We start from the raw sequence: 20,329 nt of genomic DNA, 5'->3' as shown, positions 1-20,329 counted from the left end.
TAAGGCCTCGAAGGTATCCGGCGACCAGTTCTTGTGCCAGTTCGTGTGGCAGTTCTGGTGTCTGGCGCGTGCTCGGCAGGCTTTAAACACCCCAACCGCCGCTGAACGGGTTTGTTCCCAGACGTTTTCAGAGCATTGCAGTTGCAAAGCAACAGCGATAGGGTTGGTGCGCTGAATGTCGACAGCCCGATAGCAATGAAGCGATCGCAGCCAGGACTTTGTGTGACGGAAGAAAACCAGAATTTTTTTGACGCTTTTTTCGCACGCGATGCGAGCATCGTGGCTCCGGAGCTGCTTGGATGGCAGCTTTTTATCGATGGGATCGGTGGAACAATAGTCGAAACGGAAGCCTATAACCGGTTTGATCCGGCTTCGCACAGCTTCCGCGGACAGAACCGCCGAAACCGATCGATGTTTGGTCCGCCGGCTTGTGCCTATGTTTACCGAATTTACGGCTTGCACTGGTGCTTGAACGTCGTTTGTTTGGACGGTTCTGCGGTTCTCTTGCGTGCTCTCGCGCCTTTACGCGGCGTTGCGGCGATGCAGCAACGCCGTCGGCGGATCGCCCTTGTGGATCTGTGTTCAGGCCCTGCAAAGCTCGCCCAGGCACTCGCGGTGACCGACCAGCTCGATGGCGCATCGCTGTCTCAAATCCCTTTTGATTTGGTCCGCTCAAAGCCAGCCGATAGCATCGAAGCTGGTCCACGCATCGGGATCAGCCGCGGACAGGATGTCGCCTGGCGGTTTTGGCTTGCCGATAGTCCTTATGTCAGCCGGCTAAAGTCACCGCTATCCTCGCGCAGATAAAGCCGGTGACGTTCGAGCGCTATTGTTGATCTTCGATCGCAGCGGCCCATTTTGCGGCGCGTAGCTGTGCCCCGCCGTTTAGCCTTCGCCATTGCGGTGCCGGAACATCGAAACCCTCGGCCTTACGAAAGCGCGTGCGCTTGTTTGCGCTCTGCGATGACAAAAGCTTGCCGCGCATCGGTCGCCATCGCTTGGTTTCGCATCAAGCCACGGGTGCAAAGCATAGCAAAGCTTAAGACCGCATCCTGGCGCGCAGAAGCGACGGGTCGCAGGGCGAGTGGAAGCCGGGATAGGGTTGCGCGCGCAAAGCAGCTGCAAGATGCACGCAATTGCTCACCAACAATTTGGTGGCGTTCACCACGGCGTCAGGTATTTCTGAAAGATCAACGAAATTGGTTGATTGCATCGCCTCACTGACCCAGTAGGTAACCGCGTTTGCGGGGACGGTGAAGCCGACATCATTGAGGGCCTGAAGCAGCTCGGCCGACACGTGATGTGCCCCGTCTTCGTTACCCACCACCGCGACCGCTGCAACGCGCCCGTAAGAAGGCATCCGATTTTTGCCATCGGTTTCCGATAGGAATGCGTCCATCCGTTCCAAAGCCCGTTTGCAGACCCTGGATGGCTGGCCCAGCCAGATCGGCGTGCCTATCAAAACAATGTCGGCCTCGATAATCTTTTGGCGCAGCTGCGGCCATTCATCGTCGCCAGCTTCATCCGGCTGCACACCGGGCGCGATGTTGAAGGCGGACAGCAGGACATGTTCGGTTAAAACGCCGAACGGACGCAGTTCGCTCTCGACATAAGACAGCAAACGCTTCGTCGAGGACTGCTGCTGAGATGTCTTCAACGTTGCATTAAGCGCCAGTGCTTTGAGCGGCTTTTGCGATGGGCTGGTCATGGTTGATCCTTTGTTGGATATTGGGACACGGCGGCCTTAGCGCGGCATGAATGGCTTCAGCAGGCAAACGACCGAGTCTGATCCTCAGCCGGTGGTGCAGCAATTGCTAGTTCTCTCGCTCCGGCTATGCGTTGACACCGTCGCGGCTTTCCCAACCAGCCAGGCTCAAAAATGTTTCCAAGTCGGTGCTGCAGGCCTGCAACGATGCCCGAGCACCATCAAACCCTGGTCGGAGAGAGAAAAAGACTGGCGGTTTGACTGTGAGAGCCGGGAACTTTGAACCGATCGGCTGGTTAGGCGCGCAGAATCTTCAAGGGAGACGAGCGATGCCAGCCAAAAAAAACCAGCCAGCAACCGCCAGAATTCATGACCAGCAGCTTGCAAGAGGGGCAGGAGGAGAGCTTCATCAAACCGCTGATGACGGAAAGGCGCGCCTAACAACAGCGCAGGGCGTTCCGATCGCAGACGATCAGAACAGTCTCAAGATCGGAGCAAAAGGCCCGGTTCTGATGGAGGATTTTCATTTCAGGGAGAAAATCTTTCACTTTGATCATGAGCGCATTCCAGAGCGTGTGGTTCATGCCCGTGGCTATGGCGCGCATGGCTATTTTGAGAATTATGCGTCGCTGGCAGCCTATACGCGGGCGGACATTTTCCAGCGCGCGGGAGAAAAGACCCCGGTCTTTGTCCGCTTTTCCACTGTTGCCGGCTCAAAAGGCTCGTTTGACCTGGCGCGGGATGTCCGCGGCTTCGCGGTCAAATTTTATACAAAAGAAGGAAACTGGGACCTTGTGGGCAACAATATCCCGGTGTTCTTCATTCAGGATGCCATCAAATTCCCCGACATTATTCACGCGGTGAAGCCGGAACCGGACCGCGGCTTTCCGCAGGCACAGTCGGCGCATGACAATTTTTGGGATTTCATCAGTCTTACGCCGGAAGCCATGCACATGATCATGTGGGTGATGTCGGATCGTGCAATTCCGCGGTCCTTCCGTTTCATGGAAGGATTTGGGGTGCATACGTTCCGCCTGGTCAACGCGAAAGGCGAATCGACATTCGTCAAATTCATCTGGAAGCCAAAGCTTGGCCTGCAATCGGTGATGTGGAATGAGGCGGTCAAGATCAACGGGGCTGATCCGGATTTTCATCGTCGCGACCTGTGGAATGCCATTCAGGCTGGCGATTTCCCGGAATGGGAACTCAATCTGCAAATCTTCGATCAGGAATTTGCCGACAATTTCGATTTCGATGTGCTTGATCCCACCAAGCTTATCCCGGAAGAAGTCCTTGCACCGATACCGGTTGGCCGGCTTGTTCTTGATCGCATGGTGGATAATTTCTTCGCTGAAACCGAGCAGGTTGCATTCATGACCCAGAATGTGCCGCCTGGGATCGATTTTTCCAATGACCCGCTGCTTCAGGGCCGCAATTTCTCCTATCTCGACACCCAACTCAAGCGGTTGGGCAGCACGAATTTCACGCATTTGCCGATCAATGCCCCCAAATGTCCGTTTCATCATTTTCAGCAGGATGGACACATGGCGATGCGCAACCCGGTGGGTCGGGTCAATTATCAGCCCAATTCGTGGCAGGAGGAGCCACGGGAAGATCCACAGACCGGCTTTACCAGCTTTGAAGCCGAGGAAAGCGGTAGCAAGCAGCGTCTTCGGCCGGAAAGTTTTGCTGATCATTACAGTCAGGCGCGCCAGTTTTTCATCAGCCAGACCGAAACGGAACAACATCATATTGCCGCAGCGCTGACATTTGAATTGAGCCGCTGCGAGACCGTGGCGATCCGTGAGCGGATGGTGTCACACCTTTTCAATATTGATGAGGGACTGGCGACCAATGTGGCGGACAAGCTTGGCATGCAGGCTCTGCCGGCCCCGGCGGATGTTGCCATCACGCCGCGGCAGGATCTTCCAGCGTCACCGGCACTCAGCATTTTGCAAAACGGCCCTGCTGACTTCGCCGGCCGCAAACTCGGGGTGCTGGTCGGCCCGGGAAGCGATGGAGATCTGTTGAACGGGCTCAGAGCGCAGTTTGAAGGCATGAGCGCCATGGTTGAGGTCGTCGCGCCGCGGGTTGGCGGGGTTGAGGCCCGCGATGGCGGTTTCATAAGCGCCGATTATATGATTGATGGTGGACCCTCGGTGCTGTTTGACGCGGTGGCCCTTGTGCTTTCGCAACCGGCCGCCGAGCGACTGTGTGGCGAAGCGACGGCGCGCGATTTTGTGGCTGATGCGTTTGCGCATTGCAAATTCATTGGATTTACCAAGGGCGCATTGCCGTTGCTTGAGCGTGCTGGCATCGATCCGGATCTGGATGACGGCCTGATCCTGCTCGAGGATGAGGCGCAGCTCAGCACATTTTATACGGCCTGCGGCAAGCTGCGGCTGTGGGCCCGTGAACGGGCTGTCAAACTGTGAATTGTCGGGCGGGTCGGCCGATTTGCCGGCCGCCCGGCGTCCCCTGCGGGCGAGGCTACAGCGTTTTCGGGTCCGTCGAACCCGCGCGCAAAGCCATAGCGCAACAGACACCCGTCCTTGATCGGCGAACCGTTGAGATCGTGACAATGATCTGCAACAGATTTTGCCTTACCATGGCTGTTGCATCCGTCAGGGGCGAGACTGGCTTTTGCTGAAGTCTTGGCGTGCAAGCGCTTTGTCATTGCGAGGTGTGGCGGCACCATAAAAATATCTCTGGGTAAAAATATCTCTGGAACGAAAAAATTGCAGGAAAACATGTGTTTCCGGCTCAAAAACTTAAACGACAAAACCGAAACCAGCACGCTTGGCATTCGGATAGTCTATAGGCCTTATCTAGCGCTGCGATCTCGGGATGGAGAGAAACGACCGGCATTGCTCATCAAACTCGAAGGCAATCACACCGCCCTCTGCCTCGACCGGCCGTGTATCGAGCTGCTCGACGCGATAAAGCCTTTCGTCGCGAAAGGCAGACATTTGGGTGACAGCTGCCTTTTGGATCTGGCGGGTTTTCTTCTGGGACTCGGATTGCGCGGCCACCAGTCTTGCATCGGCGGCAGATTTTGCGGCAACCAGTCGCCCGCCTGTCAATGGTGCGCGATCCTGCGATTGCGCACCTTCGTGTGGCAGCAGGGCGAACAGAAACATCGTGCTGGATGGATCGGCGGCGACGCCCGGATCGGGCGTTTCGCCCCAGCCATCCGGGGGATTGATATCGCGATAGCGCATGAAGGGACCCTACTGTTTTGCGGATGATCTCGCACACCGAACCCTGCTTTCTGACCCTTGTTCCCAAAGCGAGCACAATTGTCGAACCCGCCAGACTCAAACGAGCAGTTGGCCGTCTCACAGCTCCGGCTGATGAAACATGGCAATGGTAGCGAGGAGGGCCGAGCCTCGGGCTGAAAATCGTGCCGGCGTTCAGCAAACCAATCGTCGCAAGGGACAGACTTACAAAGGCGCTCACCTGGCACGGCACTGGCGATATACGCCGTGAGGAGGTCGACAATCCCATCATTGAAGATGGTGATGCGATCATCAGGGTGACAAGCTGTGCGATTCATGGCTCTGACATGCATCTTTACGGCGGCTTTGTCCCAGTTATGCACGCGGGTGACATGAGGGACCACCAGACCAGGGGTGAGGTGGTGGAGGTCGGTAAGGCAACCCGCAAATTAAAGGACGGCGACCGCATTGTCGTCCCCTTTACCCTTTCCTGCGGCGGTGACGGATGTGCGCCGCTGGTCCTTGATGCGCTTTGTGAGCGCTGCAATCCAAAGGCAAATACCGGCAACGCAAATCGGCTATCCGACGGCGGGATTATTTGAGCATCTGGAGCTTTACCGACGTTTTCATGGTGGCAAGGCGCAATATTTGCGGGTTTCCTTCGTCGATGTCGGCTCAGTTGTGATCCGGGACAGACTGTGGCGTGGTTGGCTGTGGCCCTGTCGGGGTGATGGAGACATTGCAGTCAGGTCTCACCGCGACCGCCCTTGGGGCCGTGATGGGCAAGGATCTGAAAGCCGGACAGACGCTTTTGCAGCGCTATTTAGCCACTGTTGCAACTGATCCTTGGGGAGGGACCCGAAGCCTGTCAACGGCTTCGGGTCATAAGTGACGGCTGCGTCAAACGGGTGATCGGTCCCAATGGTTAAGGGGCGAACGGCTGAGCGCGCAGCACAGATGAGCTATGCAATCCGAGCCGGCTGCGCGAACAAATGTTCCGCGTGCTTTCATGAAGCGCGGCGGCGATCGCAGTCTGCAGCGGTCGCAGAGGGCAGGCCGGACATCGTTGCTCCATGGACCCCCCAGTTCTAGCCCTTCATTTCAACGGGGTGCATTGCGCGGCAACCTTCAGGCGATACCCTTGCCACCGGTTGCGCCATAGATTTCGCCATTGATGAAGCTTGCTTCATTGGAGGCAAGAAACACATAGATAGGGCTGAGCTCGACAGGTTGGCCGGGCCGGCCGAAATCACTGTCTTCACCAAAATGCATGACCTTCTCGTCGGGTTGGCCGCCAGAGGGTTGCAGCACCGTCCACACTGGACCGGGGGCGACGGCATTCACCCGAATGCCCTGCTTTATAAACTGCTTGGCGAGCGCCTTGGTATAGGCGACGATGCCGGCCTTGGTCGTTGCGTAGTCGAGCAGGATTTCCGAGGGCTGATAGGCCTGGATGGATGCGGTGGTGATGACTGAGGCGCCAACAGGGAGCAGCGGGGCCGCGGTTTGCGCGATCCAGTGCAAAGCATAGAGATTGGTCTTCATGGTTTTGTCGAAATCTGCGCTGGACAGCGCCGAAATATCGTCGCGAAACTGCTGTCGACCAGCATTGATGACCAGAATGTCGAGGCCACCGAGCTGTTGGGCTGCCTGTTCGACCATTTCACGGCACCAGGTCTCTTCGCTGATATCGCCGGGCAAGGCAACAGCTTTGCGGCCTTCCGCGCCAATCAGGGCGATGACCGATTCCGCGTCTTCCTCTTCCTCGGGAAGATAGGAAATGGCGACATCGGCGCCTTCGCGGGCAAAAGCGATCGCCGCAGCGCGACCGATGCCGGAATCGCCGCCGGTGATCAAGGCGCGTCGGCCCGCAAGACGATTGTTGCCGCGATAGCTCTCTTCACCATGATCGGGTGGGGGTTGCATCTTTTCGGCAATGCCGGGCCTTGCCTGGCGTTGTTGCGGAAACGGCGGCGCCGGATAAAGCGTACGGGGATCGTGAAGCGTCGGTTTGTCTGACATATGGTCTTCCTTTCGCAACGAGGAAGAAAGGGACATTGAATGCTCTTCTTCCCTTGAGAAAAGAGCGGGCTTTCACCCGCTCTTTTGACTTAGAGGTAACGACTGCGTTCGCGCTCGACTTCCTCGGGAGTATATGGATCGGCATCCGCATCAAAGCGCTGCCAGCCTTCTTCGGTGTAAAGCTTGCGACGGGTAGCCACATCCACTCTGTTGGTGCCAGCTAAAATAGCGTCGGCTTCGGCGTAGCGTTCGTCCTCAACGCGCGCTGTCACCAAGGTGCCGCCACGGCGCACGCTTTCGGCATAGACATGGGCATCTTCTTCCGAAACGCCGCTTTCTGTGAGTGCACCGATCAGGCCACCCGCGACACCGCCAAGAACGGCTCCGCCTACAGCACCGGCCAGCGTGGCTGCAAGCCAACCCGCAGCGACCACCGGACCCACGCCAGGGATCGCCATTACGCCGAGGCCTGTCAGCAGGCCGCCTGCGCCACCCACAGCGGCACCAAGGCCAGCGCCGACACCTGCGCCTGCACCGGCATTGCTTTCCTTTTCATTGTGATGGGAGACGATCGAAATATCGTCAGACGGAAAGCCCGCGCTCTCCAGGCGTGCAACAGCGTCCTGCGCTGCGGAATAACTATCGAAAAGTCCTGTTACAGTGCGCATATTTTTCTCCCTGTTCCTATAATTGATCTGTCAAGACGGCGCAAAAGCCGGATTACATCGCCTTTTTGGTGACGTTGCCCTGATAGTCGAGCTGGACTTCGAGCTTTTCGGTACCCTTCATCGCAGACGCTTCCCAGATGCCATCGTCGCGCAGTTTCAGCGCGGTGACGTCTTTATAACCAGCCTCTTCAATACGGGTTTTGGCCTGATCTTCCGTGAAACTATTGGCACCCTTCACCGGTGCGTCCGGGTTATTGTTGTCAGGGGTTGCGACAGCTGGAGTTTCCGGTGATGTGGCACCACTGTCCTGAGCAAAGGCAATCGAGGGCGCAACAAGGAAAGCGCCAGCAAGCGCTAAAACGCTGATTTTCATGGTTTTTCTCCAGTGATGTAATATCTACACTTACCGAACTCCCGCATGGAGCTTAAGTTCCAAAAAACTTTATCGCAGCAAACAGAATTGTCGCGCCCGGCCTCGGCGAAGCGGGAACCTGTTGCGGTCGTCATGGTTTGAGACATTATCTGCTAGTCTTGATGAGGGTTTAGCCGTGGGTACCACTTCTCGACGTCGTTCCTCCAATATCCACCCCGACTTCTTTACCGGTATCGCGCGCGGTCTGGGCGGTGCCTTGCTGTTTGCACTGCCGATGCTGATGACGATGGAAATGTGGGAATTGGGACTTTATGCCAATCCGCTGCGGCTGTTGTTGCTGTGCGTGTTGAACATCCCTTTGTTGATCGGTCTCGCCTATCGGATCGGCTTCGAGCGGATGACGACCTGGCCGCAGACGCTGCGCGATGCAGCGATTGCCTTTGCGCTCGGCATTGTGCTGAGCGGGATGATCCTCTGGCTTTTTGGTCTTTTGAACCCCGCTTTACCCCTCAGGCACAGCGTTGCGATGATTGCCCTGCAAGCCGTCCCCGCCAGCATTGGCGCGTTGTTGGGGCGCAGTCAGCTCGGCATGCGATCGGAACACAATGATCAAGAGGAGGGCGACTATGATGGAGAGTCCGGCTATTTCAACGAGCTGTTCATGATGGTGGTTGGAGCACTGTTCTTGGGTTTGAATGTTGCGCCCACGGAGGAAATGATTCTGATCGCCTATAAGATTGTACCCGTTCAGACGGTGTTGATCCTGCTTCTATCGATCGCCATCATGCATGGTTTCGTCTACAGCATTCACTTCAAAGGCGGGCATCAGGTGAAGGAAGGGGCACCGTGGTGGAGTTCGCTGATCCGTTTCACCTTGCCAGGTTATATCCTGGCCTTTGCGACCAGTGCTTACACATTGTGGACCTTCGAACGGCTGGATGACGCTTCTTTATTGCAAATGCTGACAACGATTGTTGTGCTGTCGTTTCCGGCGGCGATTGGTGCGGCATCCGCCCGACTGGTTTTATGAGACAAAGCCCGACTGGCTTTAGGAGGCAAAGAATGAACAGGAAAACAAATCCGAAAAAGTCTAACTCCGATATGGCCAGGGTTCACTGGAGCGAGTGGCTTGCTGGTGCTCTCTCGGGTCTGCTCATCCTGGTACTGCTCGGCTGGTTGGCCTATCAAAGTTACCAATATGCTGCAGATGAGGCCGATTTTCGTGTTGAGGTCAGCGAACCCGAAGCAGTGAAGAACGGCTACCGGGTTGCATTCACGGTGTTCAATCTGAGCCAATCAAGCGCGGCGCAGGTCCGCGTGGTTGGGGTGCTGGATGTGGAGCAAGGACAAACGGAACAGGCGACCACGACATTTGACTATGTCGCATCGGAGGCGCGATCTTCGGGTGCGTTGTTCTTTAAAAATGATCCACGCGCGCATGCGTTCAAGCTCAGCGTGGCGAGCTACATTGATCCCTGATCCCTGATCGGGAGAGTTGGGTACCTGCTGCTGCCGAGCGCAAGCTGGTCCGGCTATACACTCTGAGGCTGCGGCGCGGGCGATGCTGATCGGTTCGCGGAACAAAGCGGTTGCTGGCGGGTTGGAAAAGCGATGAACCGAGGAGCCAGTCATGAAAAACCAAGCCGTCGCGCATTCTTTGCCTGAACGTTCTGATTCTTCGACGCCGGGCAAGCCGTCAGAAGTTCCTGATGTCCCGCCGGCCACGGTGCCGGAGCAGCAGCCGGATATTCTTCCAGAGCCGTTGGGTCCTGACATTCCCGATCAGACCGATCCCGCCCCTGATATCCCGCAGCCCGACGAAATTCCCCCGCAACCTGTCAATCCGGGACAATTGTAGGGCGCTCGCGATCAAGCCAACAAAGGGACGATGTCTATCCCTGGCAATAGGCTAGAGGCTGCAGACTGCAGCTTAGCCCGGTGCCGATGCCCGCAAGCGGTTGAAGGCGCGGTGGTTATTTATCTTTGTTGCGCAGCAGTCAGGCTTTGAGCGCGCTACAGAGGTTTTTCATTTCAAACATGCTCCCGCTGTTGAGCAGCATCAAGGGTGGTGGATTGGTAAAGCCTTCTAACGCAGCATGATGAGCTGTGTGTTGCATTGCATGTTTATCTTGCCTCAGTCCGTGACAGTCACCATGCCTCAACGACCTCTCGGGTGGTCGCCAGTTAAAGTTGTTCGGCCAGTCGCTGACGACAGGGGGCGAGGACCGTGTGAATGGGTTTCGTGTCGAGGAGTTTTTGCAGCGCGCCTTGCGTCCACGGCGAGTAAACAGCCTTGTCTAAAACGGTTGCCTGAGGCACGAAACGCTGCAAGGCTTCAACAATCTCAAGCAGATCGGGGTTCAGTTGCTCGAGCGTCACGTTTTGCCATTTGCGGTAATAGCGTTTCCAGGTCCCGCAGGCGTGGTCGGCAGATTGCGGGGGAATGAAGCGTGTGAAGATTGTTTTGTCGGCGCAGCGCTCGCATAACCGCACAATATTGGGCAACACGGCTTCTGAGGACGGGACATGCCAGGCTGCGCCCGGACCAAACAGCCTCTGCATGTCGATGCAAAGATGCATGCTTCCTGCGCGCAGCTTACCCTTGGTGATCCCGATTTCAGGCCGCATCCTGTGACCTCACAATTTCTGTTAGCGCTCCGGCATTGTGCCAGGCCCGGTTTTTCCGGCGACGGCCGGCCGGGTTTCAAACCCCGAACTCTACCCCACCGGCTTCGTTCCTTTTTGAGCCTTGCAATTATCGCGATCATTTTTGAGCCGAAAGGCAGTTCAGTCTGCTGCGCCAGGCGCGTACGCTACCGTACACTTTCGGAGGGTACTGGAACCAAAGCGGCGTTCGCGGCTTGAATCTCTCGCGGGGCAGGAGAGAGACGATGTTATCAAAGCCTAAATTCGACGACGAGTTGATGCGGCTTCTGCCGGCACTCACCCAGTTTGCGCGATCTTTATGTCGCCAGCCCGCTGACGCTGAAGACCTGGTCCAGGAAACCTTAGTCAAGGCACTGAAGAACCGCGACAAATATCAACCTTATGGTTCCCTGAAATCCTGGTTGTTCACAATCATGAAGAACAGCTTTTGCAGTCGATTTAAACGCGCGCGTCGGGAAACACAGCTTGGCGAGGAACCGGGTCCAGTGATTCATGCGCCGCAGGAAATGGCGATCGAACTTCAGGATGTCGGTCGCGCTTATACCAAGCTGTCGGCCAGCCACCGCAATGTTATCGATATGGTGGTATTTCACGGGCTGAGCTATGAGCATGCAGCCACCCAAACCGGCTGTACGATCGGCACGATCAAAAGCCGGCTGTGTCGCGCCCGGATGCAGCTGGAGTCTGATCTGAACCGGGCTTTGTAGCGCTCTGCTTATTTACAGAGACGGTCGGCTGCAGGCGCGCCATTGCAATTTGCTGCGCTTGCATCGCTGGTTTGGCTGCCTTTGCTGGTAAGACGGCTGGCAAGATCCGAGATGGTTGCGGCGTCCCGTAGCCCGCTTTCATAAAGGCGAAGCACGCGCTCGGCCAGCAGGCTCTCCTGGAGCTGCGTGCTGTCGAGTTTTTCAGAAGCGAGCGCAACGCAACGTCGAAGAAAATCAATTTCATCTGGCGCGTATATTCTGCTTGCTTCGTTAAAAAGGGGCACGGCAATCTCCTTTGCGTCGACGATCAGCCTCATGGTGATCAACAAGTAGCATAGCCCATATCGAGCAGCGGTCCGATTTGGTCTGCTAGCGTACGGTTCCTGGTCTTGCGCCTTCAGCCCTTGGCCGCGCGAGCAGGAGAGCGGGAACAAAATCCAGGTCGTTTTGTTTTTGATGGGTGGTGCGCAAAACGAGGCAGAGTTTCGATGACATTTCCCCAGCTCCAGAATATGGAAAACCGGCTTTTGTCGCTGCTGTCGCAGACTGATTATGATGCGATTGCCGGGCATGCGCGCTTTCTCGAACTCCCCCGCGGTCATATTCTGGCGCGAGCGGGCCAGGAAATAGAGACTGTTTACTTTCTGACGGCTGGCATTGGCTCGGTGATTGTGACGACCAGGGAAGGCCACCGCGCGGAGGCCGGGCTTTTTGGCCTTGATGGATATGTGCCGACTTCGGCTGTCGCCGGTGTCGAGACGAGTTCCTATGATGTGACAATGCAGGTGGCGGGGCAGGGATACGCCGTTGCCTATGATCGCTTCCGTGCGCAGATGGAGACAAGCCGCAGCTTCGCAAAGGTGATGATCCGGGCGATTGAAGCGTTCTCGGTTCAGCTGGCCTCGACCGCTGTGACCAATGCCGTTCATGAAATCAATCAGCGTCTGGCGCGCTGGCTTTTGATGTGTGATGACCGCATTGCGGGCTCTGAAATCGCACTGACACACGAATTTCTTTCCGTCATGCTGGCGGTGCGCCGCCCCAGCGTGACCACCTCCCTGCATGTTTTGGAGGGTCTCGGGCTGATCCGCTCCTTGCGCAACAACATCATCATACGCGACCGCAAGGCGCTTGAGGCCTATGCTGGCGGCGCTTATGGGTGGGCGGAACAGGAATATCGCCGGCTGATGCAGGACCTGCGCACGGAAAGCCGCGTTCAGCCTGCATGAGCAATGGGGTAGGAGGCAGACACAGCGCGGGTTTTGTCGATGTTGCCGGGCAAGCGCTGTTGCCCACGCCAGAATGATCGAGCAGAGCCTGACGAGCCAGGTTGACCGCGTTGGCCACGCATGGACGAGGATGGTAAAGCTTGTCTCGCAAGCGCTGCGGTCGAGCCAGCCCGCGAGCTGGCTCAAGGCGCAGCCAAACCGCGTTATCCAAGCAACGCTGTAGGTTTGGCGGAGCCTTTTGCCTCGTGACGTTTACCAAGGCGGAAGGCGGGGCAGAGAGCAGTTGTGCGGGGATGGGGTTTCATTTTCGCGGCGTTCTCGGACAGGCACGCAGCCGCAGGCTTCGCCCACGCCTGCGCTAGAGATGGGTGCCAAAAAGCTGACAATATTCCTCCTCCGGTTTGCCATAGGCTTCACCGGCAAATTCCTCCAAACCCTTTCGATCGCGGATGGTAATACGGCCGCGTTCGGAGCGGATGAGTTTCTTTCCTTCCAGCATATGCAGTCCGGTTGTAATACTGGGCCGTCGGACTCCGAGCATCAGTGCGATAAAATCATGGGTCAGGATGATTTCATCGCCATCGGTCCTGTCATGGGACATCAGCAGCCAGCGGGCCAGCCGTTCGTGGATATTCAGGTTGACATTGGCCCAGACGGTGTAGGAGACCTGCGAAGAAAAACTCTGCAGATAGCGGGCGAGAAGAGTGGCGAACAGGCGGTGTCGTTCGATATGGGTGCGCGCCGCTTTGGCTGTGATGCGATGGCCGTATCCACCAACCTGCATGACAATCTGATGGATGCTTTTGCTGGCACCCACCGCAAGTGATGTCGGACCGAAGCCTTCGCGTCCGACCATGCCGGCTTCCGCCAGCAGTCCGCTTGCGGAGACTGTGATGACAGAGCCGATGCCATTGCACAGAAAATAGAGATAGTCGATCGGCTGGCCTGCGGTAACGAGGACCTGGCCGCGTTCCAGCGTTACGGGTTCCAGAGACGGTAGAATGGCGCTAAATATGTCGGGAGGCAGGCTGTTGAGTATCCGGTTCTGCACGTGTCTGATGCCGTCCATGTATCCTACTTTTGGGCATTGGACGCGCTTCGCACGGCGTCGCCCCCTCGATTCTCTTTGACGAGCAACAATCTATAACACCCTGATCCGCCATTGTTTTTCTGTACGATAGCAGACATAATTGCCGCGAGCACCGCGCCGGGGTGGCGCGAGATAAAAACAAAGCCCGCAAGCGTTGGAAGCGCGGTTGCGGATCGGTGTGAAAATCGGAGATATTGCAGGGTCTACCTGTCGCAGGGAACGTTTATTGGACCCGGTGGCGCTGTCCGAACAAGGCGGTAGCGATTGTTGCCAGATCATCGTCGAGGGCGCTCAGTATAAATCCGGCAAAGCGTTGTCCATCCAGACTTGGATTGCTGGAAACGGCGAAAATAAAAGGGATATCGTGATGCTCGAGCGCCGAGACAACCTGAAGGACGGCCTCCGGTTCGATCGCAACATCGAAGATCACGGCATCGACCGGTTGAGTGCGTACGTAGCGGAGGGCGCGATCTGCGGTACTGACGGGACCGAGAATGTGCGTACCCCATTGCACAAGTTTCTGATGCGCTTCCTCTGACAGGAGGAAGCCATCTTCAAAAATGAGTATTTTTTTGTCGCCAAAAAGATGCGACATGCCACGGATTGAATGAACCATTACAGAGAGTTGGCCATGGTTGGACGAAAATTACAAGGCGCGCACCCATCGTTTTTGCGCAGGGCGCCTTTTTCTAGCGCTCAGCGTCAACGATGGCGTGCAATTTGTGGCGAGCGCGATGCAGCCTGCTCTTCACCGTGCCGATCGAGCATGCGCAGAGTGCGGCAGTTCGTTCATAGGATTTGCCTTCAAACACCACCAGAGCGAGAACGCGCTTGTATTTATCCGGCAAGGTTTCGATCGCCAATCGAACCTCATGTGCTTCGAGCGCGTCGTGCTGTGAAGCCTTGCTGACAAGGTCCTGCGAAACACAGTCCGCCAGACCTGGTGCCTCACGGGTCTGCATGCGGATTCGCGTACAGAACGTGTTGCGCATGATCGTGAACAACCAGGATTTCAATGGCGCGTAGGGCGCGTATTTGCTGCGATTGGCGATCGCCTTGACGAGCGTTTCCTGGACCAGATCCTCGGCGTCCTCCTTTTGGTTGTAAAATCTGCGCGCAAATGCACGCAGGGCTGGGATCATCGCCACGAGATGGTCCGGCTCCAACACATAATCGGGGACGTAATCGGGCGCGATATCGGGTGGGGACCTGCTATCCATTGCTGTAGCCTTTCTGGACATGGCCCGGCTCAGGCAGCCAAAACTGCGCGAGAGAAATCGGTGTATTGTCGGGCATGACAAAAGCTTAACCGCGAGGCTGTTGCGATGTTCCGAACTGACCCCTGTAATATCGTTCACGATTTGTCGGCTTGTCGGAACACCCGCTGTCGGGTGTCGCCATCGCGCCTGCGGGAAAGGGCAGGCTACGGGAAATATGGCGTTGGAATACAAGCGTGTTTGATCTGCGTGCGTTGACCGCGTTGGGCAGCGAACAGGTCCGAGAGCCAACGCATTCCCGCTGCTGCCGCCACTGTGCAGAACGCCTGGGAGATTGATTGCCGCAACTCTGGCTGCGGCGGAAAAAGGCTGAGCGCCGAGGCACGCGGCCGCTGTCTTGTCAGCGTGTTGACGGCTTGAAGGCGGGCTATCCTGCAGGGCGATCTGAGGGCCGATCCTGCCGCTTTGAGTGAACGCATTAAGCCGCTCCTTGCTTGTCCTTTTACGGCCATGCGCTCGACAGCGATGGGTTGAAGCCTGCCAGAACCTTCACAGGGCTCTCGCGTTCTCTATTGACGCCCGGTGGCCGAGGGCGGGGGTTGAGAGGGCGAAGAAGCCGGCGGCTTTTCCGCGTCATCCATCAAACCGCTGCCCGGAAGCATCTGGCCATAGAACGCGACTGCGCCCCAGACGAGCATGGCAAGGATCAGACTGACCACCAGGACGAGCAGAACCGGCCTGCCTCGGGGTCCTTGGCGCGCTTGGTTGGGATCGATCTTTTTCATCAACCAGCTCCTCTGATGCGGCGATCGCGTTCGATCTCTTCGAGGGTGAGGGGTGGCATGGTGCGATCAAAGGCGATCCAGCCCTCGGCAACATAGAGATCGCGGCGTTCGTCAATTTTAACACTGCCCCACTCGTCCAACAGGGCTTCGACCTTCCCGACGGCTTCATTTGAACAGCGAACCTGCAGCAGCGTGCTGCCGCGGCGCAGCGCTTCGCTGTATGTTTCAGCGTCGCGCTCGCTAATGTCGCTTTGTTGCAATGTGGTGGCGAGGCTTAACGGCTGCGAACCACTGCGTGCCGAGCCTGCGACGCCGACCAGGGACGCGGTCACCCAGCCGAGCGCCGCCACCGCGCCAATACCGGGAAGCGTCATGATACCGAGAGCTTCGACCACAGAACTTTCCTGGGGCGCGGAACGCGGATCACCTTGGGCTACCGGCGATGGCTTAGGTGTGGTCGCACAGAGACTGGCCTGGCGGCATGTCTCAAAAACTGTATGGTTGGTGACAAGGCCTACATCCGCAGGGTCAATCCCGGCTTCGCTAAGAGCTGCCATCGCATCGAAGGCCTCGTCATAGCTGTCAAAAAGTCCGCTTACACAAGCCATCTTGCTTTCCTTGCTGCTCTGCCGATCGCGTCGCTGTTTTCAAGGTTTGACCCATTGCCTGCGCGTCCTGTAAAAAATGCGTTCCAACACGCGCGGCGACAATGAAGCACACGACCCGGACGGCAAAGCGCCCGGGTCGAAGCGCTCCCTCAGGCAGCTTGTGCGGTGGCGTTTGCCGAGGTTTCCGCAAGTGAGGTCAGATCCTTGTCGGTCTGGCCTTCCTCCTGCAATGTCGCATCGAGAAGCTTGGCAATGTCCTTGTGGCCCAGCGTCTCCGCCCAGCGTTTGAGGGTGCCGTAGCGGGTGATTTCATAATGCTCAACTGCCTGTGCCGAGGAGATCAGGCCGGCATCAAGGGCTGGACTGTCGGAGAATTCCTCGATGATCTCTTCGCCTTCGGCGATGATGCCTTCAATGGCATCGCAGGTTTTGCCCTGCGCGCGTTTCCCGAGCAGTTCAAAACACTGTTGCAGGCGTTCGACATGGGTTTCTGTCTGATCGCGGTGGGTTTCGAACGCGGCTTTCAGCTTTTGATCGCTGGCAGCGCGCGCCATTTTGGGCAGCGTCTTTAGAATCTTGCGTTCGGCGTAGTAGATATCCTTCAGGGTATCATAAAACAGATCATCGAGATTGCGTTGCTTTGCCTTGGCCATTTGGGGCTCCTCCTTAGAATTCTGTGTCGATGCGGCATGCTTCTTTGCAAGCGCACGGGGACCGAACCTCCAAGGGTGGGCTTTGTTTCATGTCACCTGTGTTTTTTTAAAGAAAGATCGGATGCTTCGGCTTTGCCGAGAACCGAGGGCGTGCAGGAATGAGGTGTTCGCCGGGGACGAGCGGAAATCGCGGCGCTGGTTGGGCGTCATTGATCCGTTAATTTTCACGGGTGGCGAGATCTGTGCGTTTGGCGCTGAACTCCGTCAGGAAATCACCCTTGCACGACTGCGGGAAGAATTGACCGTGTCGCAAAAGCAACTGGCCGCTGCACTCGGCCTTAGCCAGCCTGCTGTCGTGAAGCTGGAAAAGGCTGAGAACGACCCGATAGTCTCCACGTTTAAGCGTTATGTTGCAGCGTCGGGGGCGGTGAGCTTGCGTTAGATGTCACTCTACCAGAGGGCAAGCGTATTGCGATCGATCTGTAATACTGGCTGGTGCCGCTGGGGTGCTGAGTGGCTGAAGGAGGGGCTAGCTGAAAAAATTCGCTTAGAAAGCCCTTTAGGTTTATTAAGAAAAGCCGGGAACCGTTCATATAGCTATCTCTTGCGATTTAAGCCGAGCGAGAGGCCAGCTGCGCTCAGACGGGCGCGGAGCCTTTGGGCGTATTCAGACCCCTGCCTCTGAGATGGATGGGTGGCAGCTGTCTTGATTGAGCAAGTTCCTCGGCGACCAGAATATCATCTTCCGTGATGACTGGAACGGGGTCGGCCAGGATGGCGCGCAATGTCTCGATGTTGACGCTATCGTTCTGAAGTGCGGCCTCCAGCGCGCCACGGGTTTCGCGTTCAGCGCGCAGCAATGCTGCAAGAGCCAGGATCAGACGATCCTTCCTATCGACATTCCTCATCAAAGCCTCCAACTGCCGCAATTTTGTGCCGCGAGTTTTTTCTAAACGACCAGATCACGCCTTCGTTCCCTCGTCTCGCTTGTGTGAGAATAGCACTCGATGGATGCAGCGACCACTCAGGCAAGGGATAGAGCTGTCCAAACAGGGGAGGTCCATGGAGGAAAGGTTTAAAGAGAAAGCAGCCGTTTGACTCGGCAGGCGTCTCAAAACGGCGTCCGCACGATCGCATGGGCTGGGTGTCGCGAGGCGGGCGCCTATGCTTTTTAGTGCGCAAACGGGTCGGGTTTTTTAGTGCGCAAACGGGTCGGGTTTTGCGGCGCATGCGGAACCATTTTTCCGGCAACGGGTTGTTCTGGCAATCACGTCGGCGGGCCTTCATCGGCTGTCGTCTTATCATAGCCTGTCACAGCCAAGGGAGGCGTCGCTATGGGATGGTTATTATTCTGGATCGTGCTGCTCGGTCTGCCGGTGTTGCTGGGCGCTGGATTTGTCCTTGAGCGCGTCTTAAAGCGTATGGGTGGCAGAGCGTCGCACGAGGATGGAGCGTGAAGATGGCTCCGCGGGCAAATTGGAAGGGACAGATCAAGATCGACGAGCTTTTGTGTCCAGTTGCCCTTTATACGGCAGCTTCCACGGCAGAGCGTGTGTCTTTTCACCTGATCAATCGCAAGACCGGCAACCGGCTCAACCGCGAATTTGTTGACAGCGATACGGGCAAGCCGGTGGCGCGCGAGGACCAGGTCAAGGGATATGAAATCGCTTCCGGCAGCTATGTCAGCTTCTCCGACGAGGACATCGCAGCCGCGGTTCCCGAGAGTGACAAGACGCTCAATGTGCTGTGTTTTGTTGCCTGCGATGCCATTGATGACGTCTATCTGGACCGCCCCTATTACCTCGCCCCCACCGATGACGATCAGGAAGCGTTTACCTTGCTGCGCGAGGCGATGAAGTTGCAAAAGGTTGCAGCGATCGCCGAAGCGGTGTTGTTTCGACGCGCCCGCAAGCTACTGATCCGCGCCTATGACGACGGACTTTTGGCCACCACACTGAATTTCGATTACGAAGTGCGCTCGGCAAAGGAGGCTTTCTCTGACATCGGCAATTTCAAATTCGACAAGGAAATGCTGGAGCTTGCCCAACATATCATTACCACCAAGATGGGGAGCTTTGATCCGGCAGGCTTTGATGATCGTTATGATGCGGCACTTGCAGATCTGATCAAGGCGAAAATTGCCGGCAAGCCATTCAAGAAGCCGGCGCAGCCAAAATCGGCGCAGGTGATTGATTTGAAGGAAGCGCTGCGCAAAAGTGCTGGCCTGGATTCCAGCGGCAAGAAATCTGCGCCTCCCAAGGCGGGTGCAAAAAAGCCTGTTGCTAAAAAGGGCAGTGCCAGGAAGGCAAGTTAGAAAGGCCTTCGGAAAAACACGGCGCGCTTGAGGCGATCGCGTTCGGAGGGTCATGGGATCGTCGTCTGCTGGGATTGATGCAGGTCTTATCGCTCAGGCGGCCCCAGTCGATCAGCAAAGCGCGCTTCTGCGGTTTGGTCTGATCGACGGCTGCGGCTTGGCAAGCGCCGGCCGCTTTCAGATGGCTGGCAGCTCCTATTTTCGTGCAAGGCGGGATGATTAATTCTTAAGATCCGCCTTAAGGCTTTTGCGAAGCGCCTCCATAATATCAATCACATTCCCGCTCTCCGGCGTTTTGGTCTGACGCTTGCTTTCGGCTTGGGGTTTGGTCTTCTTTTTCTTGGCAGCGATCATGCGCTTCAAGTTTTTCTGCACCGGATCGGTCAGCAAGTCTTCGTTCCAGTCTTGCGTCTTCTCTTTGATGAGACTGCGCAGCATGGTGAGCGTTTTCGTGTCCGGTTTGGCCGTATCGACTGTGGCGAAGTATTCCTTTTCATCGCGCACTTCATCGCCATAGCGCAGCGTCCAGAGCACAATGCCCTTATCGCGCGGTTCAAGCAGGACGGCGCGCTCACGGCGATACATGACAAGACGTGCAAGGCCGGAGACGGCTGAGCGCGTCATGGCTTCCCGGATGACTGCAAAAGCTTCCGCACCCACTTTGTCGGCGGGGGAGAGAAAATGCGGTTTATCATACCAGATCCAGCCAATGCTGTCCTGCGGCACAAATCGGTCAATATCAATGGTTCGGGTGCTTTCGAGCGCAACCGCTTCCAGCTCCTCGTCCTCAAGCAGGATATAGCCGCCCTCCGCCTTCTCAAACCCTTTTGCCTGGTCTTGGTCGCGCACCGGTTTCTTATTCTGTTGATCGACATACCGACTGACCACCCGATTTCCGGTCTTTTCGTTGAGTGTATGAAAGCGCACGCGCTCGCTGTCGCTGGTGGCCGGGCGCAATTCAACCGCGCAGGTGACGAGCGAGAGTTTGAGATAGCCTTTCCAAAATGCACTGGGCACGGCCTTTTTCCTTGTCGATTGCAGCCCGGCTGAAGGGCCTCGCTTAACACCCTGAT

General features: G+C 56.8%; 28 protein-coding genes. 13 read left to right on the top strand and 15 right to left on the bottom strand.

Going from position 1 to position 20,329, the window contains the following annotated elements:
* Positions 1–222 precede the first annotated feature (222 nt).
* Positions 223–807 (top strand): DNA-3-methyladenine glycosylase, encoded by a 585-nt coding sequence (locus tag ABWV94_RS22155; RefSeq protein ID WP_353415362.1) that lies wholly within the window; start codon positions 223–225, stop codon positions 805–807.
* A 232-nt stretch (positions 808–1,039) separates the two neighbouring features.
* Here the strand turns inward: ABWV94_RS22155 and ABWV94_RS22150 are convergent, their stop codons facing one another.
* Positions 1,040–1,708 carry a flavodoxin family protein gene (locus ABWV94_RS22150; protein WP_353415361.1) on the bottom strand — a complete coding sequence of 223 codons (669 nt, stop codon included), beginning with the start codon at positions 1,706–1,708 and terminating at the stop codon, positions 1,040–1,042.
* A gap of 326 nt (positions 1,709–2,034) precedes the next feature.
* On the opposite strand from ABWV94_RS22150, the gene katE reads away from it, so the two are divergent.
* On the top strand, positions 2,035–4,140 hold the full coding sequence (katE, locus tag ABWV94_RS22145) for a catalase (RefSeq protein ID WP_353415360.1): 2,106 nt from the start codon (positions 2,035–2,037) through the stop codon (positions 4,138–4,140).
* Between the two features lie 393 nt (positions 4,141–4,533).
* Here the strand turns inward: katE and ABWV94_RS22140 are convergent, their stop codons facing one another.
* Positions 4,534–4,926, bottom strand: a complete 393-nt coding sequence (locus tag ABWV94_RS22140; RefSeq protein WP_353415359.1) for a hypothetical protein — start codon at positions 4,924–4,926, stop codon at positions 4,534–4,536.
* A 182-nt stretch (positions 4,927–5,108) separates the two neighbouring features.
* Between ABWV94_RS22140 and ABWV94_RS22135 the strand changes: the two genes are divergently transcribed.
* Both ABWV94_RS22135 and ABWV94_RS22130 read left to right on the top strand, forming a co-directional pair.
* Complete coding sequence (locus ABWV94_RS22135) at positions 5,109–5,525, top strand: alcohol dehydrogenase catalytic domain-containing protein (protein ID WP_353415358.1); 417 nt, start codon at positions 5,109–5,111, stop codon at positions 5,523–5,525.
* A 101-nt stretch (positions 5,526–5,626) separates the two neighbouring features.
* Positions 5,627–5,815 carry a hypothetical protein gene (locus tag ABWV94_RS22130; protein WP_353415357.1) on the top strand — a complete coding sequence of 63 codons (189 nt, stop codon included), beginning with the start codon at positions 5,627–5,629 and terminating at the stop codon, positions 5,813–5,815.
* Positions 5,816–6,051: 236 nt separating this feature from the next.
* Here ABWV94_RS22130 and ABWV94_RS22125 read toward each other — a convergent pair whose 3' ends face one another.
* From ABWV94_RS22125 to ABWV94_RS22115, 3 genes are all read right to left on the bottom strand, one after another.
* Positions 6,052–6,945 carry an SDR family oxidoreductase gene (locus ABWV94_RS22125; protein ID WP_353415356.1) on the bottom strand — a complete coding sequence of 298 codons (894 nt, stop codon included), beginning with the start codon at positions 6,943–6,945 and terminating at the stop codon, positions 6,052–6,054.
* An 89-nt stretch (positions 6,946–7,034) separates the two neighbouring features.
* A complete protein-coding gene (locus tag ABWV94_RS22120) occupies positions 7,035–7,613 on the bottom strand; it encodes a general stress protein (protein ID WP_353415355.1) in 579 nt (192 codons plus the stop codon).
* A 52-nt stretch (positions 7,614–7,665) separates the two neighbouring features.
* On the bottom strand, positions 7,666–7,986 hold the full coding sequence (locus ABWV94_RS22115) for a PepSY domain-containing protein (protein WP_113496518.1): 321 nt from the start codon (positions 7,984–7,986) through the stop codon (positions 7,666–7,668).
* A gap of 175 nt (positions 7,987–8,161) precedes the next feature.
* Between ABWV94_RS22115 and ABWV94_RS22110 the strand changes: the two genes are divergently transcribed.
* From ABWV94_RS22110 to ABWV94_RS22100, 3 genes are all read left to right on the top strand, one after another.
* A complete protein-coding gene (locus ABWV94_RS22110; RefSeq protein ID WP_353415384.1) occupies positions 8,162–9,016 on the top strand; it encodes a TIGR02587 family membrane protein in 855 nt (284 codons plus the stop codon).
* A gap of 32 nt (positions 9,017–9,048) precedes the next feature.
* Complete coding sequence (locus tag ABWV94_RS22105; protein ID WP_353415354.1) at positions 9,049–9,465, top strand: TIGR02588 family protein; 417 nt, start codon at positions 9,049–9,051, stop codon at positions 9,463–9,465.
* 151 nt (positions 9,466–9,616) lie between these two features.
* Complete coding sequence (locus tag ABWV94_RS22100; protein WP_113496515.1) at positions 9,617–9,844, top strand: hypothetical protein; 228 nt, start codon at positions 9,617–9,619, stop codon at positions 9,842–9,844.
* A 326-nt stretch (positions 9,845–10,170) separates the two neighbouring features.
* Here ABWV94_RS22100 and ABWV94_RS22095 read toward each other — a convergent pair whose 3' ends face one another.
* Positions 10,171–10,614 (bottom strand): cysteine hydrolase family protein, encoded by a 444-nt coding sequence (locus ABWV94_RS22095; protein WP_353415353.1) that lies wholly within the window; start codon positions 10,612–10,614, stop codon positions 10,171–10,173.
* A 263-nt stretch (positions 10,615–10,877) separates the two neighbouring features.
* Here ABWV94_RS22095 and ABWV94_RS22090 point away from each other — a divergent pair, with 263 nt between their 5' ends.
* Positions 10,878–11,360, top strand: coding sequence for a sigma-70 family RNA polymerase sigma factor (locus tag ABWV94_RS22090; RefSeq protein WP_113496513.1), 483 nt, complete (start codon positions 10,878–10,880; stop codon positions 11,358–11,360).
* 8 nt (positions 11,361–11,368) lie between these two features.
* Here ABWV94_RS22090 and ABWV94_RS22085 read toward each other — a convergent pair whose 3' ends face one another.
* On the bottom strand, positions 11,369–11,689 hold the full coding sequence (locus ABWV94_RS22085) for a hypothetical protein (protein ID WP_353415352.1): 321 nt from the start codon (positions 11,687–11,689) through the stop codon (positions 11,369–11,371).
* Positions 11,690–11,848: 159 nt separating this feature from the next.
* On the opposite strand from ABWV94_RS22085, the gene ABWV94_RS22080 reads away from it, so the two are divergent.
* The gene (locus tag ABWV94_RS22080; RefSeq protein WP_113496511.1) at positions 11,849–12,589 is read left to right on the top strand and encodes a Crp/Fnr family transcriptional regulator; all 741 of its coding nucleotides are present in this window, start codon (positions 11,849–11,851) and stop codon (positions 12,587–12,589) included.
* 358 nt (positions 12,590–12,947) lie between these two features.
* Here the strand turns inward: ABWV94_RS22080 and ABWV94_RS22075 are convergent, their stop codons facing one another.
* From ABWV94_RS22075 to ABWV94_RS22050, 6 genes are all read right to left on the bottom strand, one after another.
* Positions 12,948–13,658 carry a Crp/Fnr family transcriptional regulator gene (locus ABWV94_RS22075; protein ID WP_162761648.1) on the bottom strand — a complete coding sequence of 237 codons (711 nt, stop codon included), beginning with the start codon at positions 13,656–13,658 and terminating at the stop codon, positions 12,948–12,950.
* A gap of 244 nt (positions 13,659–13,902) precedes the next feature.
* The gene (locus tag ABWV94_RS22070; protein WP_113496664.1) at positions 13,903–14,274 is read right to left on the bottom strand and encodes a response regulator; all 372 of its coding nucleotides are present in this window, start codon (positions 14,272–14,274) and stop codon (positions 13,903–13,905) included.
* Between the two features lie 94 nt (positions 14,275–14,368).
* Positions 14,369–14,899 carry an RNA polymerase sigma factor gene (locus tag ABWV94_RS22065; RefSeq protein ID WP_113496510.1) on the bottom strand — a complete coding sequence of 177 codons (531 nt, stop codon included), beginning with the start codon at positions 14,897–14,899 and terminating at the stop codon, positions 14,369–14,371.
* Between the two features lie 566 nt (positions 14,900–15,465).
* The gene (locus tag ABWV94_RS22060; protein ID WP_353415351.1) at positions 15,466–15,681 is read right to left on the bottom strand and encodes a hypothetical protein; all 216 of its coding nucleotides are present in this window, start codon (positions 15,679–15,681) and stop codon (positions 15,466–15,468) included.
* On the bottom strand, positions 15,681–16,289 hold the full coding sequence (locus tag ABWV94_RS22055; protein ID WP_113496507.1) for a hypothetical protein: 609 nt from the start codon (positions 16,287–16,289) through the stop codon (positions 15,681–15,683). The genes ABWV94_RS22060 and ABWV94_RS22055 overlap by 1 nt, the downstream gene beginning before the upstream one ends.
* A gap of 149 nt (positions 16,290–16,438) precedes the next feature.
* A complete protein-coding gene (locus ABWV94_RS22050; protein ID WP_113496506.1) occupies positions 16,439–16,942 on the bottom strand; it encodes a YciE/YciF ferroxidase family protein in 504 nt (167 codons plus the stop codon).
* A 163-nt stretch (positions 16,943–17,105) separates the two neighbouring features.
* On the opposite strand from ABWV94_RS22050, the gene ABWV94_RS22045 reads away from it, so the two are divergent.
* Positions 17,106–17,384: a helix-turn-helix domain-containing protein gene (locus tag ABWV94_RS22045; protein ID WP_353415350.1), complete on the top strand. Its 279-nt coding sequence runs from the start codon at positions 17,106–17,108 to the stop codon at positions 17,382–17,384.
* A gap of 196 nt (positions 17,385–17,580) precedes the next feature.
* Here ABWV94_RS22045 and ABWV94_RS22040 read toward each other — a convergent pair whose 3' ends face one another.
* Positions 17,581–17,850, bottom strand: coding sequence for a hypothetical protein (locus ABWV94_RS22040; RefSeq protein WP_353415349.1), 270 nt, complete (start codon positions 17,848–17,850; stop codon positions 17,581–17,583).
* 426 nt (positions 17,851–18,276) lie between these two features.
* Between ABWV94_RS22040 and ABWV94_RS22035 the strand changes: the two genes are divergently transcribed.
* The 3 genes from ABWV94_RS22035 to ABWV94_RS22025 are packed head-to-tail and all read left to right on the top strand — an operon-like array spanning position 18,277 to position 19,479.
* The gene (locus ABWV94_RS22035; protein WP_353415348.1) at positions 18,277–18,399 is read left to right on the top strand and encodes a hypothetical protein; all 123 of its coding nucleotides are present in this window, start codon (positions 18,277–18,279) and stop codon (positions 18,397–18,399) included.
* A 2-nt stretch (positions 18,400–18,401) separates the two neighbouring features.
* Positions 18,402–19,256, top strand: a complete 855-nt coding sequence (gene ku / locus ABWV94_RS22030; protein ID WP_353415347.1) for a non-homologous end joining protein Ku — start codon at positions 18,402–18,404, stop codon at positions 19,254–19,256.
* Positions 19,257–19,308: 52 nt separating this feature from the next.
* Positions 19,309–19,479 (top strand): hypothetical protein, encoded by a 171-nt coding sequence (locus ABWV94_RS22025; RefSeq protein ID WP_162761647.1) that lies wholly within the window; start codon positions 19,309–19,311, stop codon positions 19,477–19,479.
* Here ABWV94_RS22025 and ku (ABWV94_RS22020) read toward each other — a convergent pair.
* Complete coding sequence (gene ku, locus ABWV94_RS22020) at positions 19,476–20,273, bottom strand: non-homologous end joining protein Ku (RefSeq protein WP_353415346.1); 798 nt, start codon at positions 20,271–20,273, stop codon at positions 19,476–19,478. The genes ABWV94_RS22025 and ku (ABWV94_RS22020) overlap by 4 nt on opposite strands.
* Positions 20,274–20,329 lie beyond the last annotated feature (56 nt).

Origin of the sequence: Brucella sp. NBRC 12953, from assembly GCF_040369775.1 — a bacterium.
GTDB classification, from domain to species: Bacteria; Pseudomonadota; Alphaproteobacteria; order Rhizobiales; family Rhizobiaceae; genus Brucella; species Brucella pseudogrignonensis.
Note: the sequence above shows the minus strand (reverse complement) of the source record. Positions and strands in the feature narration are given on the sequence as shown.

Bases quoted from the DNA above. Each gene is read 5' to 3' on its own strand.
- ABWV94_RS22150 (WP_353415361.1), bottom strand. From the start codon at position 1,708: ATGACCAGCCCATCGCAAAAGCCGCTCAAAGCACTGGCGCTTAATGCA.
- katE (WP_353415360.1), top strand. From the start codon at position 2,035: ATGCCAGCCAAAAAAAACCAGCCAGCAACCGCCAGAATTCATGACCAG.
- ABWV94_RS22140 (WP_353415359.1), bottom strand. From the start codon at position 4,926: ATGCGCTATCGCGATATCAATCCCCCGGATGGCTGGGGCGAAACGCCC.
- ABWV94_RS22125 (WP_353415356.1), bottom strand. From the start codon at position 6,945: ATGTCAGACAAACCGACGCTTCACGATCCCCGTACGCTTTATCCGGCG.
- ABWV94_RS22120 (WP_353415355.1), bottom strand. From the start codon at position 7,613: ATGCGCACTGTAACAGGACTTTTCGATAGTTATTCCGCAGCGCAGGAC.
- ABWV94_RS22115 (WP_113496518.1), bottom strand. From the start codon at position 7,986: ATGAAAATCAGCGTTTTAGCGCTTGCTGGCGCTTTCCTTGTTGCGCCC.
- ABWV94_RS22105 (WP_353415354.1), top strand. From the start codon at position 9,049: ATGAACAGGAAAACAAATCCGAAAAAGTCTAACTCCGATATGGCCAGG.
- ABWV94_RS22100 (WP_113496515.1), top strand. From the start codon at position 9,617: ATGAAAAACCAAGCCGTCGCGCATTCTTTGCCTGAACGTTCTGATTCT.
- ABWV94_RS22095 (WP_353415353.1), bottom strand. From the start codon at position 10,614: ATGCGGCCTGAAATCGGGATCACCAAGGGTAAGCTGCGCGCAGGAAGC.
- ABWV94_RS22090 (WP_113496513.1), top strand. From the start codon at position 10,878: ATGTTATCAAAGCCTAAATTCGACGACGAGTTGATGCGGCTTCTGCCG.
- ABWV94_RS22080 (WP_113496511.1), top strand. From the start codon at position 11,849: ATGACATTTCCCCAGCTCCAGAATATGGAAAACCGGCTTTTGTCGCTG.
- ABWV94_RS22075 (WP_162761648.1), bottom strand. From the start codon at position 13,658: ATGGACGGCATCAGACACGTGCAGAACCGGATACTCAACAGCCTGCCT.
- ABWV94_RS22070 (WP_113496664.1), bottom strand. From the start codon at position 14,274: ATGTCGCATCTTTTTGGCGACAAAAAAATACTCATTTTTGAAGATGGC.
- ABWV94_RS22065 (WP_113496510.1), bottom strand. From the start codon at position 14,899: ATGGATAGCAGGTCCCCACCCGATATCGCGCCCGATTACGTCCCCGAT.
- ABWV94_RS22060 (WP_353415351.1), bottom strand. From the start codon at position 15,681: ATGAAAAAGATCGATCCCAACCAAGCGCGCCAAGGACCCCGAGGCAGG.
- ABWV94_RS22055 (WP_113496507.1), bottom strand. From the start codon at position 16,289: ATGGCTTGTGTAAGCGGACTTTTTGACAGCTATGACGAGGCCTTCGAT.
- ABWV94_RS22050 (WP_113496506.1), bottom strand. From the start codon at position 16,942: ATGGCCAAGGCAAAGCAACGCAATCTCGATGATCTGTTTTATGATACC.
- ABWV94_RS22040 (WP_353415349.1), bottom strand. From the start codon at position 17,850: ATGAGGAATGTCGATAGGAAGGATCGTCTGATCCTGGCTCTTGCAGCA.
- ABWV94_RS22035 (WP_353415348.1), top strand. From the start codon at position 18,277: ATGGGATGGTTATTATTCTGGATCGTGCTGCTCGGTCTGCCGGTGTTG.
- ku (WP_353415347.1), top strand. From the start codon at position 18,402: ATGGCTCCGCGGGCAAATTGGAAGGGACAGATCAAGATCGACGAGCTT.
- ABWV94_RS22025 (WP_162761647.1), top strand. From the start codon at position 19,309: ATGGGATCGTCGTCTGCTGGGATTGATGCAGGTCTTATCGCTCAGGCG.